Annotated in this window: 13 protein-coding genes; all 13 read left to right on the top strand. The window is 58.0% G+C overall.

The window, feature by feature from the left end; all coding sequences use genetic code 11:
* The first annotated feature begins 14 nt into the window (after window positions 1-14).
* The 13 genes from E1958_RS06485 to rnhB all read left to right on the top strand — a co-directional run bounded on the left by E1958_RS06485 (window position 15) and on the right by rnhB (window position 13,510).
* Complete coding sequence (locus E1958_RS06485) at window positions 15-452, top strand: DUF488 domain-containing protein (protein ID WP_133511164.1); 438 nt, start codon at window positions 15-17, stop codon at window positions 450-452.
* Window positions 453-1,470: 1,018 nt separating this feature from the next.
* Window positions 1,471-2,286 (top strand): hypothetical protein, encoded by an 816-nt coding sequence (locus E1958_RS20800; RefSeq protein WP_133511163.1) that lies wholly within the window; start codon window positions 1,471-1,473, stop codon window positions 2,284-2,286.
* 117 nt (window positions 2,287-2,403) lie between these two features.
* On the top strand, window positions 2,404-2,820 hold the full coding sequence (locus E1958_RS06475; RefSeq protein WP_133511162.1) for a JAB domain-containing protein: 417 nt from the start codon (window positions 2,404-2,406) through the stop codon (window positions 2,818-2,820).
* Window positions 2,817-3,041: a hypothetical protein gene (locus tag E1958_RS06470; protein WP_133511161.1), complete on the top strand. Its 225-nt coding sequence runs from the start codon at window positions 2,817-2,819 to the stop codon at window positions 3,039-3,041. The genes E1958_RS06475 and E1958_RS06470 overlap by 4 nt, the downstream gene beginning before the upstream one ends.
* A gap of 268 nt (window positions 3,042-3,309) precedes the next feature.
* Complete coding sequence (locus E1958_RS06465) at window positions 3,310-4,524, top strand: alpha/beta hydrolase family protein (RefSeq protein ID WP_133511160.1); 1,215 nt, start codon at window positions 3,310-3,312, stop codon at window positions 4,522-4,524.
* A 265-nt stretch (window positions 4,525-4,789) separates the two neighbouring features.
* The gene (locus E1958_RS06460; RefSeq protein WP_133511159.1) at window positions 4,790-5,260 is read left to right on the top strand and encodes a phasin family protein; all 471 of its coding nucleotides are present in this window, start codon (window positions 4,790-4,792) and stop codon (window positions 5,258-5,260) included.
* Window positions 5,261-6,121: 861 nt separating this feature from the next.
* Window positions 6,122-8,422 carry an outer membrane protein assembly factor BamA gene (gene bamA / locus E1958_RS06455; RefSeq protein WP_089724900.1) on the top strand — a complete coding sequence of 767 codons (2,301 nt, stop codon included), beginning with the start codon at window positions 6,122-6,124 and terminating at the stop codon, window positions 8,420-8,422.
* Between the two features lie 17 nt (window positions 8,423-8,439).
* On the top strand, window positions 8,440-8,964 hold the full coding sequence (locus tag E1958_RS06450; RefSeq protein WP_089724898.1) for an OmpH/Skp family outer membrane protein: 525 nt from the start codon (window positions 8,440-8,442) through the stop codon (window positions 8,962-8,964).
* 24 nt (window positions 8,965-8,988) lie between these two features.
* Window positions 8,989-10,035 carry a UDP-3-O-(3-hydroxymyristoyl)glucosamine N-acyltransferase gene (gene lpxD, locus E1958_RS06445; protein WP_133511158.1) on the top strand — a complete coding sequence of 349 codons (1,047 nt, stop codon included), beginning with the start codon at window positions 8,989-8,991 and terminating at the stop codon, window positions 10,033-10,035.
* Window positions 10,036-10,060: 25 nt separating this feature from the next.
* Window positions 10,061-10,543: a 3-hydroxyacyl-ACP dehydratase FabZ gene (gene fabZ / locus E1958_RS06440; RefSeq protein ID WP_089729045.1), complete on the top strand. Its 483-nt coding sequence runs from the start codon at window positions 10,061-10,063 to the stop codon at window positions 10,541-10,543.
* Complete coding sequence (gene lpxA, locus E1958_RS06435; RefSeq protein WP_207787719.1) at window positions 10,540-11,310, top strand: acyl-ACP--UDP-N-acetylglucosamine O-acyltransferase; 771 nt, start codon at window positions 10,540-10,542, stop codon at window positions 11,308-11,310. The genes fabZ and lpxA overlap by 4 nt, the downstream gene beginning before the upstream one ends.
* A 479-nt stretch (window positions 11,311-11,789) precedes the next feature.
* Complete coding sequence (gene lpxB / locus E1958_RS06430) at window positions 11,790-12,938, top strand: lipid-A-disaccharide synthase (protein WP_133511156.1); 1,149 nt, start codon at window positions 11,790-11,792, stop codon at window positions 12,936-12,938.
* Window positions 12,935-13,510, top strand: a complete 576-nt coding sequence (gene rnhB / locus E1958_RS06425) for a ribonuclease HII (protein ID WP_133511155.1) — start codon at window positions 12,935-12,937, stop codon at window positions 13,508-13,510. Before lpxB ends, rnhB begins: the two co-directional genes overlap by 4 nt.

The following is a 13,510-nucleotide window of genomic DNA, read 5'->3' as shown; positions in this document are numbered from 1 at the left end:
TAGGAGGCTCGGCAGTGAGAATTGCCACCATTGGTTTCACCAAAAAGAGTGCGGAACGGTTCTTCGAAGCCCTGAGACGAGCCGGCACTAAGCGGGTGGTCGATGTAAGGCTCAACAATGTTTCCCAACTGGCAGGATTCGCGAAGAAGAACGACCTGGCCTATTTTCTGGATCGGATTTGCCGAGTCGATTACGTGCACCTACCGAGCCTTGCGCCTACCCAGGAAATACTCGATGGATACAAGAAGAAGGGCGGCAGCTGGGACGACTACGAGCGGCGTTTTCTGGACCTGATGACCGCACGCCGGATCGCCGAGAAGATCGAGCCGGAGACACTGGAAGACGCGTGTCTGTTGTGCAGCGAAGACAAGCCGCATCACTGCCACCGGCGATTGATAGCCGAATATCTGCAGGAGCACTGGGGTAATGTCGAGATTGAACACCTTGGGTAGGTGTCAGGTAGGGACGGCACTCATGGCAATGGATTTTTTCAAGAGCTGGTGAGCCGCAGTGAAGATGGTCCGATAGAAATCATGGTCAAGTTCCGTGAGAGCCGCGATCGGCTTGCAACCCAATGCCATTAAGTTAGCTGCCGCGATGGAATATCGACCAGGGCACCCCCGCCGTCTTGTCACATTCGTGACAAAGCTCTGCAAGTGAGTAGTCCTTGTACCCATCGCCACAGCTGCAGGAAACTACGAATCACGCGAATCTGCACGAATCTCCATTCGCGTTGATGCGCGCGATTCGTCGTTTTCCGATGGGCACAGCTCATCCTACGCTTCCTCGCTGCGCCTGGTCAGCATGCACTGAGGCGTTGCCATCGCCTGTGCTTAGATACTAACCGTATCGAAACGAAAGTTAATCGCCCCTTCACTCTAACCTGCTCCCAAGGGCGCGAGAGAGCGAACGAGATATTACTGATTTCTAGCAACATCAACAGCCCCTAATACATCTTCGTACGACGGAACCCCGAAACAAGATTCATTGTCGCTTCTGCGTCCCTCGGCATCTCTGGTGGTTCAACAGATGCGGCGGCAAAGTACGTCCTGGTATCCATAGCCTTGGCAGTTCCAATTTTATGTCCTATGACAGGCTGCCGAACGGTTTGATCGGGCTCTCGCATGGGCGACTATCTGCTGATCGCTTCGGTACGCCCGGTGAACAACGCCGTGCGCCGGGCCTTTGTGGATATGAGGACCTTGCTCCCCGGCCTGGAATTCCCCTGACCTTCACCGCCGGTTGATTGTCGAATCCATGCAGCAGCTTGCTGTTTGCCATCGACGTAGCTGCCTACGCGGTGATGAGTAACCACTCATCACATGGTGGTGCGCATCGACCGGGAACGGGCCTTGGGGTGGTCGGTGAAAGAGGTTGAGACGCTGGACGGGCTCTACCGTTGGTGATTACACGTTATCTCTCGGCGTCACGAGCAGAGATGACCCAGGCGAGATTGCCGAGGTTGAGGCGTTGGCCGAGGTCTATCGGGCTCGGCTGCACGATTTGTCCTGGTTCATGCGCACGCTCAACGAGCACATCGCCCGCCGGGCCAATGCCGAGGATGGGGTGAAGGGACGTTTTTGGGAAGGTCGCTTCAAGAGCCAGGCGTTGCTTGACGAGAAGGCATTGCCGGCGGCGATGGCCTATGTGGATCTCAATCCGGTCCGGGCGGGGCTGGCCGAGACGCCGGAGGCTTCGGACTATACCTCGATTCAGGAACGCATCGCCGGGCTGCCGAAGGAGGTTGGGTCCGAAGCCGGCTCGCAGGAGACCGCAACCATCAAAGATCCTGAGATAACGCTCGATGGGGAGTGGTTACGAGCGGAGGCCGAAACGCACGGCTTACCCCAAGCCTCGCTGATGCCCTTCGATGCCACCGCACAGACCCCTTGGGCGGTGCCTTTGATGATTACCTGGAGTTGGTCGATTGGACGGGCCGGGCGTTACGTGTGGATAAATGTGGATACATCGAGGAACGAGAACCCAAGATTCTCGCCCGACTGGGCATCGACGGGGAGCGGTTTATTGGCTCTGCCGAGCGGCTTCTCAAGGAATTCGGGACAGCGGTCGGCGCACCGGCATCGCTTGCGAATCTCTGCGCCCGGCGCCAGACTAAATATCTGCGTGGTATCCAGGCTGCGCGAGCGTTGTGTGGTTCAGCCGGCGCGTCCATTCAAGTTCCGTACAGTCTTCAAACGAAGGCGGCTCCAGTCGCGCATGGCGCCGGCTGAACCAGGCTTCACAGTTGGAAGGGTGGTGATCGGAGAGCTCGTCGTGAAGCAATGAAAACGGTCGGCTAACAAGTGGCTTAGCCCGACCCAATACCGCGCATCGCCTGTGGAGCCTTGGCCTGTCATGGTATGGCATTGGTGGGCTAGCTGAAGCTGTTAGCCCTATGCCGCAATGGAAATCAAATTAAGTAAGCAACAAAAAATCACCGTAACCGGTTCGGAAGACATTTATCTGATCATGCGCCAAATTCTCCGGAGAGAGAATAAAATCGGTCAAGGTCAGGAACACTTCTGGATGGTAGGTTTGAATCAGGCGAACAAGATCCTCTATATCGAGTTGGTCGCTCTGGGTTCTTCCAACATGGCGAACATCAATCCCAGAGAAGCCTTCCGAATGGCGATTTACAAGCTCGCCGTTCAGGTTATTATGGTCATTATTGATGACCTTGATGCTGTAGCTGATGAGAATGTAGATCGCCTTTGGCTTGAAGAAGCACAACGACGATATCAAGCCTATGTCGCAGGCGAGACAAAAGCAAAACCGGCGCAGGAGGTGTTTGATAAAGCTCGCCAGCGACTCCGTCAATGATGGTTGAGTTTCTTGTTCAACTGTTCCGGAGTGGTCCCGCTGCTAAGCTGTTGCTGAAGGCTTATCAGATTTCCCGCGAGCTTGAGCCAATTTCTGTCAAGTTCTTCGTTGGCATGCGCCTTCGCGGCTTGTTTCCGGTTGGCGACGATGTTTTTTTTGACAAGGACAGGGAATTCCAACATCATATGCAAGGTTGGTTCCCGAGGCCGGTTTCTCCGTAAGCAGTCTAAGGGGACCAAATCGAGCGAGATCCTGCATCTCCAATTGGATTTTGCCCTTTCCTACAAGGGGGAGGACATCTCGCTGCTTCCGAGGCAAAGCCGTCTCCGAAGCTTTCACCTTTTGCTAACCGAGTAGGAAAGATCAATGGTTCCAAAGAACATGAGACTACCGCAACGGATCCTGTCCGCGATCGCGCTCTTGGTATGCGTGTTTGCGTTGGCGCCGGCGCAAGCTACGCCGCCCCCGTTAACCGATTTGGCCAAGGGGTTGAACATCGACAAGAAGGCGATTTCCGTATCCGGAATCTCCTCGGGCGCCTTTATGGCGCACCAGTTCCATATCGCCCATTCAGAAAACATCATGGGCGCCGGGATCATGGCGGGGGGACCTTATTACTGTAGTCGGGGCAGCGTTCTACGCGCCACGAATAAATGTGCCTCGTTCGGGGTATTCGAGTCCATTTGCCGAGACTTCGAGAAGAAAGACCAAAGTCAGTGCAATAAGGACGACGGAACGCCGCAAAATGAGGCGCAAGTAAAGCAGCTGGCGCAGGAATCGTTCGCTGAGGCGAAGAAACAGAATCCGTCGATCAAGAAGAATGTCGAAAACGATAAGGTCTATCTCTTCAGCGGCAAACACGATGCGCTGGTACCGACCGGCGTGATGGATACTGTACACGATCTGTACACTGCCCCCGACAAGCTCGCCATGAAGAAAGAGAGGGTCAGGTACAACAAAGAATTCCCTGCTCGACACACCGTTGTGAGGGATAACTTCAATCGGCCGGAAGAAAAGACGGCCGTCGGTAAGTGCGCTATTCCACCCGAGCCGGTACCACCGATGGATGAGTATCCGTTCATCGACGATTGCCAGAAGGTCGCTCAACAAGAGATGGAGAAGGCTGCTTGTGAGAGCAATGACAGCGGGGCTTGCAAAGACCTTCGGGATACCGATCTGGCAGGGGCGATACTCAAACACATTTACGGGAAAGAGGCACTCGCCTCGGAGCGCGTCGCAACGAAAGAGGACCAGGTATTGGAATTCGACCAACGGCGCATCTTCAAGAAATTCTTCCCGGATGGATGGCGAAACAAGGCGGAAGATGCCTCTATGGCACACCGGGCTTATGTCTTCATCCCGAAGACCTGCAAGGAAGGGAAGAAATGCAAGCTGCACGTTGCCATCCATGGTTGCTTACAGGGCGGGAAAACCGACAACCGACCCGGGCATTCCGGAAACCTGTTTGCCAAGTTTGGCGGCTACAACGAGTGGGCGGAGACAAACGGCATCGTAGTCCTGTATCCGCAGGTGGAAAGACGGGAAGTTCCACCACCGCTCAACCCACAAGGATGCTGGGATTGGTGGGGACAGGACTATACGCACGAGAAGTACCATACCAAAGAAGGTCCCCAGATCCGAGCCGTGGCTGAAATGATCAATGTGCTCGTAGGCGAGGAGCTGCTCGAGGTGGCAGCGAAGTAGGGGTACTTGAAGGATTCAAGATACCCGGGCGAGGCAGGGATGCCCCGCATGTTCGATCGGATAACCGATTGAATGGGAAGCGAAGTCGAGCATGCAGGTGTTAGCTTCGCGGGCTGAAAGATCCCAGGGAAGGGATCCTCCAGGATCCCTCAGGGGAAGGCGCTACAGGGACGTGAACGGAATACCGGCCAGGTACCCGGCAGAACGGGTAGCTGTTTTTCAAGAGAATTACCAAACATGTTAACCGGAAATGGAGAGATGACTTATGGCAACAACGCCTGAATCATTGCAGGATCTCGGCAAGTCCATTATGAGCATGGACATAACCAAGGGGGCCGATCGGTTTCTCGATGCGCTCGCTAAGCTGAAGGTGCCCGGCGTCGACATGGACGCATTGGTCGCCAGCCAGCGGGACAACCTAGAGGCCATGGGCAAAGCCAACCAAGCCGTTATGGAAGGGGTCACCGGGGTCGGAAAATGGCAGATGAAGATCCTGATGCAAACACTGGAGGAGATCTCAAAGACTGGCGGTTCGATGACCAAGATCGGCTCTCCGAAGGCTGTTGTAGGGGAGCAAACCGATATGGCTAAGCGTGCCTTTGAGACCGCAGTTACCAGTATGCGTGAGCTGGCGGATATTCTCAACACGGCCAATCAAACCGCTACCAAGGCGATAGTGGATCGGGTGCCGGACAGCTTGGACGAGGTCAAGGAGATACTCAAGGTCACGCAGTAACGCCGGCTCCCAGCCTATTTGTCGCCATCCAGCTACCTTCGGAAGATCGGTTTTCTTAGTAATCCAACTTCCGATAGGTTGGCCTCCTGAATCGCCACGAGTCCTTGATTTAAGGATCTTGTGGCGGTTTTTTATTGGCAATTCAAGATGAGTAATGCCTGCATGCCGAGGCGATCGCTCGTGTCCATTTCCACGACCTTCTCGAACCGTTCCAGGGCCCCTGGGCATCGTCCAGGCGTAGCTTGAGGTATCCCGAGCCTTTCAATGCCCACAGCAAGAAGCGGGGCAGGGTCATGGATACTGGTACGGCACGCTCGAGATCGTCCCTGGATAGGGTACGCCAATTCGTACTTCATTGGCTTGGGGTTGAGTTGCGGCTCGGCAAACAGAATCCGTAGGTTGCGTTAGCCGCGCGGGGAAATGCCTGGGGGGCACGATGCTGGGATCGGTTTTTCCATTTATGCTCAATCTGCCCCCTGGTTGCGGTTTAAATGAGGGTCCGGCAACCGGAAACTCGTTTTCCACACAATCCATGTATGACGGGTATACTAACCCACTTTGGGAAACGTCGCGTCGGCGCCGTGTTGCAAGTACCGAGGCAATGCCATTAAGTTAGCTGCTGACCGCTTGTGGTGGTCGATCAGGATGCGGAAGAGAAAACGACGAAGCGCGCGCATCGGCGCGAAACAGATCCCTCCCTTCGGTTCGGGATGACAATTTCGCGCGGATTCGCGTGATGCGTCGTTTCTCCTCTTGTTTGGCGACCGGTAACGCTTAACTTAACGGCATTGAGTACCAAGGGGATCACATTTGAGCGCACAGAAAAGAGCAGGCCGGTCGAGGAGGCTAGCGTTCCGGCTGATGCTATTTATCGCCTTGCTGGCAGTGACCACATCCGTGCTCGCGGCCCGGTTCCGGATCTCCGACATCCGGGTGGAAGGGCTGCAACGCATTGCTGCCGGGACCGTCTTCAATTATCTCCCGGTCCAGGTGGGGGACACGACGACGGACGCTGTCACCGCAGGCATCATCCGTGCCCTCTACGCCACGGGGTTCTTCAAGGACGTGCGGGTAGAGCGGGACGGGACAGTGTTGGTGGTGTGGGTACAGGAACGGCCGGCTATTGCCGAAATCAATATATCAGGGAACAGGAGCATCGATACCAAGGGACTGAAGGAGGGGCTCAAAGACATCGGACTTGCGGAGGGCCGGACGTTCGACCGCTCGCTCCTGGATCGGATCGAGCGGGAGCTCGAACGCCAATACTATGCCCTCGGGAGGTATGGGGTTGAGATTCAGTCCACGGTATCACCGCTGCAACGTAACCGGGTCGCTGTATCCATCGACATCGCCGAGGGCCTGACGGCCCGTATCAAACAGATCAATATCATCGGTAATGAGGACTTCGAGGAACGGGAATTGCTCGATCTGTTCAAGCTAAGCCGCACCCGATGGTATTCCTTCTATTCCAAGAACGATCAGTATTCCAAGCAGAAACTCAGCGGGGATCTGGAGACCCTGCGCTCCTTCTACCTCGACCGCGGGTATATCAAGTTCGAGATCAAATCGACCCAGGTCTCCATTAGCGCCGACAAGCAAGACATCTATATAACTATCGGTATCGATGAGGGCGACGTCTACAAGGTCAGTGACATGAAACTGGCCGGGGAGCCGTCGGTGCCGGTCAAGCAACTCTTCCCCTTGATCCACATGCGCCGCGGGGATGTCTTCTCCCGCAAGGTCACGATTGAAAGCGCGGAGCGCATCTCTAAAAAGCTGGGTAACGAAGGCTACGCCTTCGCCAACGTCAACACCATTCCCGAACTCGATGAGGAGACCAAGCAGGTTGCGGTGACCTTCTTCGTGGATCCAGGCAAACGTGTCTACGTCCGGCGCGTCAACACCAAGGGCAATACCCGAACGCGTGACGAGGTGTTGCGCCGCGAGGTCAGCCAGTTGGAGGCGGCCTGGTTCTCGTCGGAACTGGTTAGACAATCCCGAGAGCGCCTCCAACGGTTGGGCTATTTCGAGGAGGTGAATGTGGAGACGCCGGCGGTTCCCGGCTCGGCGGACCAGGTAGACGTGAACCTATCGGTCGTTGAGAAGGACTCGGGCAATCTACTCGCCGGTATCGGCTACTCTCAGTCCCAGGGCATTATCTTCAACACCAGCATCACCCAGAACAACTTCCTGGGCACCGGCAAGCAGGTCTCCTTTGCCTTTAACAACAGCCGTTCCAACCGCAATTACCGTCTCGCCTACACCAATCCCTATTACACGATAGACGGCATCAGTCGGGGCTTCGAGCTCTCCTATCGAGAAACGGATTACGAGAAGTTGAACAGCATCGACTACTTCACGGATGTGGGCGTCGCTGGCATGAACTTTGGTCTGCCGATTACGGATACCAGCCGCGCGGGTCTTGGCATCCGTTACCAGTACACCAAGTTCACCGCGGGGAATTCCCTGTTGGCGCAGACCTTCGAGACCGATTATGGTAATCAATTCAACGATTTTCTACTGACTGCGAGCTATACCAACGATTCGCGCGATCGGGCGATTTTCCCCACCAAGGGTAATTTCCAGTCCTTGCGAGCGGAGGTATCGGTGCCGGGCAGCGATTTGCAGTTTTTCCGGTTGACCTATACGCATCGCCGATACATCCCTTTGATCAGGCACTTTGTTTTATCCCTGGATGCGGATCTGGGTTATGGTAACGGGTTCGGCAGCACCAAAGACCTTCCCTTCTTCGAGCATTTCTTCGCCGGCGGTCCGGGATCGGTCAGAGGTTGGAAGGAGAACACCCTGGGCCCACGGGAGACTACCCTTGAGGAGAACCCAGCGGGCGGTAATGTAAAGATGGTCGGCAGCATAAAGCTCTTCGCACCGTCGCCCGTGGAGGGTGAGTTTGCCAAGACCCTGCGTCTCGGAGCCTTTTTCGATTTCGGCAACGTGTGGACCACGAGCAACCCGACGCTCTCCGATCAGGAACTCCTGACGCCCAGGGGATTCAGTCTGAGCGACATCCGCTATTCCGCTGGCCTGTCTCTGACCTGGATGTCACCCGTCGGTGCCCTGTCGGCCAGCATCGCCCGTCCATTCAACGACAAGGTCGAGGATAAGACCCAGATGTTCCAATTCAGTGTCGGGCAAAGATTCTGACCGGAGAGGGCGATCAAGTGAACACATCCGTTGGGACATTGATCGGTCTCGGCTTCTATCTCACGGGGGGCTTGCTGCCTGCCGCCGACTATGTCATCGCGGTGATCGACCCCACCCGCATCGTCGAACAGTCTCCCCAATATGAGGCAGCGCGCGCGCAATTGGAGGAGGAGGTCAACGATCGGGAGCAGAAGCTTGCCGAGCAGCAAAAGCGGCTTAGCGAGTTGCAGCAAAAGCTCGAGCGCGATGCGGCACTGATGAGCGAAGAGGAGCTGCAACGCCTACAGACCGACATCCGCAACCGGGGACGCAAGGTCAAGTACGCCCAAGCCGAATTTCGCGAAGATTTTTCCCTGCGCCAGAACGAGCTGCGCACCAAACTGGCCCGGCAGGTCGAGGAGGTGGTGGCGGAGCTGGCGCGCGAAGAAAACATCGATCTGATACTCAGCGAGGGCATGGTCTATGTCAGCAAGCGCATCGATATCTCCGATAAGATCATCATGCGATTAAAGGAAAAGTTCGAGGCAAGTAAGGGTCTTTAACCTACGTCTCGGGCTTTCAGGGTAGTGGCGATTAGGCTTCAGGAGCTGGCGGATCGTCTCGGTGTCGAGCTGCGCGGGGACGGCGAGCGGTACGTACAGCGGGTCGAGACCCTCAAACGGGCCGATGACGTCAGTCTATGCTTCTTCGGGGATCGTAAGTACCAAGCCGAGCTCAGGGCGACCGGCGCCGCGGCGGTGATCCTGGCGGAACCTTACGTGCCGCTCTGCCCGGTCACGGCTCTGGTCAGCGCGAATCCCTACCTCACCTATGCCCGGGCGGTGCGGCTGCTGCATCCCGAGCCCGCCGTGACCGGCGGGCGCCATCCGAGCGCGGTGGTGGCCCAAAGTGCCCAGGTCGATCCGTCCGCTTGGATCGGCGCCACGGCGGTGGTAGAGACGAGCGCTGAAATCGGACCGCGGGTCTTTGTGGGACCGGGCAGTATTGTGGGTTCCGGATGCCGTATCGACGAGGATAGTCGGTTGGTCGCGCGGGTCACCTTATGCGCGGGGACACGCGTCGGGAAGCGGGTGTTGATACAGCCGGGTGCGGTCATCGGGCGCGAGGGCTTCGGTTTCGCGAAGGACGGCGAATGCTGGGTGCGCATCCCCCAGCTGGGGGGGGTGCGGCTCGGTGATGACGTGGAGATCGGGGCCAATACCACGGTTGACCGGGGGGCCCTGGAGGATACGCTGATCGCCGACGGGGCGAAGCTGGATAACCTCATCCAAATCGGACACAACTGCCATATCGGCGAAAATACCGCGCTGGCGGCCTGCTCCGGGATCTCCGGCTCCACCAAGATCGGGCGCAATTGCACCATCGCCGGGGCCGTCGGTATGGCGGGGCACCTGACGATCGGGGACGATGTCCACTTCACCGGGATGGCCATGGTTACACGCTCTTTCACCGAGCCCGGACGCTACAGCAGCGGAATTCCGGCCATGCCGAGTGCCCAGTGGCAGCGCAGCATAGCCAGATTCCGGCACCTCGATGAATTTGCCCGACGACTGAAGGACTTGGAAGAAAAATTAGATCAAACCAACACCGAGCTGCAACAGAAGCCCGAATAAAATCGGGATCGGCAGCTGCCGATCCATGGACAGCAGCCGGTTCCCCGGAACGTCGGAGGTAGCATTGAGCACAATGGATATCCATAAGGTGTTGAGCCTGTTGCCGCACCGCTATCCTTTTCTGTTGATCGACCGCGTGGTCGACTACGAGGCGAATCAATATCTGATTGCGTTTAAAAACGTGACCTGCAACGAGCCCTTTTTCGCCGGTCATTTCCCCACGCGACCGGTCATGCCGGGGGTCCTGATCATCGAGGCCCTGGCCCAGGCTACCGGTCTGCTCGCCATGAAGTCGCGTCCGGACGAGGTGGGAGAGAAGGCCCTGTATTACTTCGTAGGGATCGACAAGGCGCGCTTTAAACGCACGGTGGAGCCCGGCGACCGGCTGACCCTCGAAGTGCACCTCAACAAAGTACGCCAAGGGATCTGGCGCTTCAGCGGCAAGGCCCATGTGGATGGCGAGATGGCCGCTACCGCTGACATCATGTGTACGGCGCGGGACTTTTGACCTCGATTCATCCCACCGCGGTCATCGATGCGACCGCCGAGCTGGAGTCCGACGTTGCGGTGGGTCCCTATACCGTCATCGGTCCGCGGGTACAGGTAGGGGCCCGCAGCAGCATCGGCCCCCATGTTGTGATCCGCGGACCGACGCGCATCGGGGCCGACAATCGGATTTTTCAGTTCGCCTCGGTAGGCGAAGATCCCCAAGACACCAAGTACGGCGGTGAGGAGACCTTCCTTGCGATCGGCGACGGCAACCTAATCCGTGAGTATACGACCTTGCACCGAGGCACCGTGCAGGATGCAGGGATAACCCGTATCGGCAACCATAACCTCTTCATGGCCTACAGCCATGTGGCCCACGATTGTCGGATCGGCAGCCATGTGATCATGGCCAACGCCGCCTCCCTGGCCGGTCACGTTAAGGTGCAGGACCGGGCCATCCTCGGGGGCTTCACCATCGTCCACCAATTCTGCCGGATCGGGACCCATTGCTTTTGTGCCATGGGCTCGGTCGTCACCAAAGATGTCCCGCCCTATGTGATCATCGGCGGCCATCCGGCCCAGCCCCGTGGTATCAACACCGAAGGGCTGCGGCGACGGGAGATCGACGCCGCAACCATACAGCAGCTCAAGAACGCCTACCGGATCCTCTATCTATCCGACCGCAAGCTGGAAGACGCCATAGCGGCGATGCGTGCGCTGGGCAATGCCCGAGTGGACCAGCTTGCGGACTTCGTCGCCGACCGATCCCGCAGTATCGTGCGCTGATGCAGCCGTATGCAATTGCCCAAAAAACAACCTTTTGTACGCAGGTGTAGTCGATCATGTTCGCACTATGAATCCGCAGATTACGCAGATTTCCGCAGATGAAAAACGAAACAATCTGTGAAGATCTGCGCAATCCGTGGACAAAGAATGTCATCATCATTTTTCCTATACTCAATCTGACCTAGGCTATTCCGATTCCGTGGCCTGTTCGGGCGAAAGATTTGCTGAGAATGAGATGGATAGGGGAATCGCAACGCCAAGACACAGAGAAAAAACCCTTGCGTCTTTGCGCCTTGGCGCCTTTGTGTTCTCTTCTGTTCTCTGTGCCCTCTGTGGTGTAAAAACGCAACCATGACAAAGCCTTTGGTTGTGGGAAACGTTTCCGTTGTTCGGTTTGTGCCTCTCTGGTTTCCGGACCAAAATTCACGCCTTGGTGGTCTGAGGCGGAGCCTCGCTGGTGACTGGAAGCTGGTAGCAGCATGAAGATCGGCATTGTTGCCAATGAGCCCTCGGGTGATTGGTTGGGGGCCGCCGTCCTGCGCGCGTTGAAGGCCCGGGTGCCGGACGCACGCCTGGTCGGTGTCGCCGGACCCCAGATGCAGGCCGCCGGCTGTGAGAGCCTGGTGCCCATAGAACGGCTGTCGGTCATGGGACTGACGGAGGTCCTGCGGCATCTCGGCGAGCTCCTACGCATCCGCGGCGAGTTGACCAGATCCCTACTCGCCTGGCGGCCCGACGTCTTCATCGGTGTGGATGCGCCCGACTTCAATCTGGGACTCGAACGGCGCCTGCGTAAGGCCGGCATCCGCACCGTCCACCTGGTCAGCCCGACGATCTGGGCCTGGCGCGCCGGACGTGTGAAGACCATCCGCCGTTCCGTGGATCTGCTGCTGAGTATCTTTCCATTCGAAGAAGACCTCCTGCGCAGGCACGGAGTATCTGCCCGTTACATCGGCCACCCCCTCGCGGACGAAATCTCGCCGCAGACCGATCCCGCGCCAGCACGGACCCGGCTCGGGATACCGCCGCAGGGACCAGTCCTGGCCCTGCTCCCAGGCAGCCGTGTGAGCGAGCTGAGGCTTCTCGCAGGACCCTTCCTGCAGACCGCCCGCTGGTGTCTTGAACGGCATCCCGGACTCCGCTTCGCAGTCCCCTTGGCGACGCCGACCTTGCGTGAACTCTTTATGGCAGCCCTGCGGCGAGAAGCCCTCGAGCTGCCTGTTACCCTGGTAGACGGCCAGGGCCGGGACGTGATCGCCGCCGCCGACTGCGTACTCACCGCCTCAGGAACCGCGACCCTAGAGACCCTGTTGATCAACCGCCCGATGGTGGTCGGCTATCGGATGAGCCCGACGACCTATCACCTGTTATCGGGCCTGCGTCTGGTAAAGGTTCCCTATATCGCCATGGCCAATCTGCTGGTAGGCCATGAGCTGGCACCTGAATTCATTCAAGACCGTTGTCGGGCGGACTTGCTGGGACCTGCCGTGCTCGACCTCCTCAGGAATAGAGACCGGGTAAGCGAGATACAATCGGCATACCGTGAGGTCCATGGTCAGCTGCGTCGCAACGCCGGTCACGAGGCCGCTGCCGCAGTGCTGGAGCTGGTCAGCGGGGGCAAGCCGTGAGCGGCGAGGTATCCCTCGTCGCGGGCGTGGACGAAGCAGGACGTGGGCCTCTGGCGGGACCGGTGGCGGCCGCGGCCGTGATCCTTGACCCCGAGCGGCCGATCCTTGGCCTCGCCGATTCCAAGCGCCTCACGCCGGACCAGCGCGAATCACTCGACCAGGAAATCCGGAACCAGGCCCTAGCCTTCGCCGTGGAATTTGCCACGGTCGAAGAAATCGATCGCATCAACATCCTCCAGGCATCCCTGCTCGCCATGCAGCGGGCGGTGGAAAACTTAAGCGTCGCCCCACAGCGGGCCTTGGTGGACGGTAACCGCCCTCCCCGGCTGGCCTGTGGGGTGGAGACAGTTGTGAAGGGCGATGCCACCGTCGCCGTCATCAGCGCCGCGTCCATCCTGGCCAAGGTCGCCCGCGACCGCGAGATGCTGATGCTAGATAGCAAATTCCCCGGCTATGGCTTCGCCCGTCACAAGGGCTATCCGACCCGGGCCCATCTGGCCGCCCTGCGCGCGCTCGGACCCTGCGCGCTGCACCGGCGCTCGTTCCGACCGGTGCGGGAGCTGCTGCGCTGA

The organism is Candidatus Thiosymbion oneisti (genome assembly GCF_004359955.1).
Lineage (GTDB): Bacteria > Pseudomonadota > Gammaproteobacteria > Chromatiales > Chromatiaceae > Thiosymbion > Thiosymbion oneisti.
The sequence above is the reverse complement of the archived record's forward strand: the minus strand, read 5'-3'. Positions and strand labels throughout refer to the sequence as shown.

Excerpts from the sequence above, each read along its gene's own strand:
- E1958_RS06460 (WP_133511159.1), top strand. The coding sequence starts at position 4,790 with ATGGCAACAACGCCTGAATCATTGCAGGATCTCGGCAAGTCCATTATG.
- lpxB (WP_133511156.1), top strand. The coding sequence starts at position 11,790 with ATGAAGATCGGCATTGTTGCCAATGAGCCCTCGGGTGATTGGTTGGGG.
- E1958_RS06475 (WP_133511162.1), top strand. The coding sequence starts at position 2,404 with ATGGAAATCAAATTAAGTAAGCAACAAAAAATCACCGTAACCGGTTCG.
- E1958_RS06470 (WP_133511161.1), top strand. The coding sequence starts at position 2,817 with ATGATGGTTGAGTTTCTTGTTCAACTGTTCCGGAGTGGTCCCGCTGCT.
- fabZ (WP_089729045.1), top strand. The coding sequence starts at position 10,061 with ATGGACAGCAGCCGGTTCCCCGGAACGTCGGAGGTAGCATTGAGCACA.
- bamA (WP_089724900.1), top strand. The coding sequence starts at position 6,122 with ATGCTATTTATCGCCTTGCTGGCAGTGACCACATCCGTGCTCGCGGCC.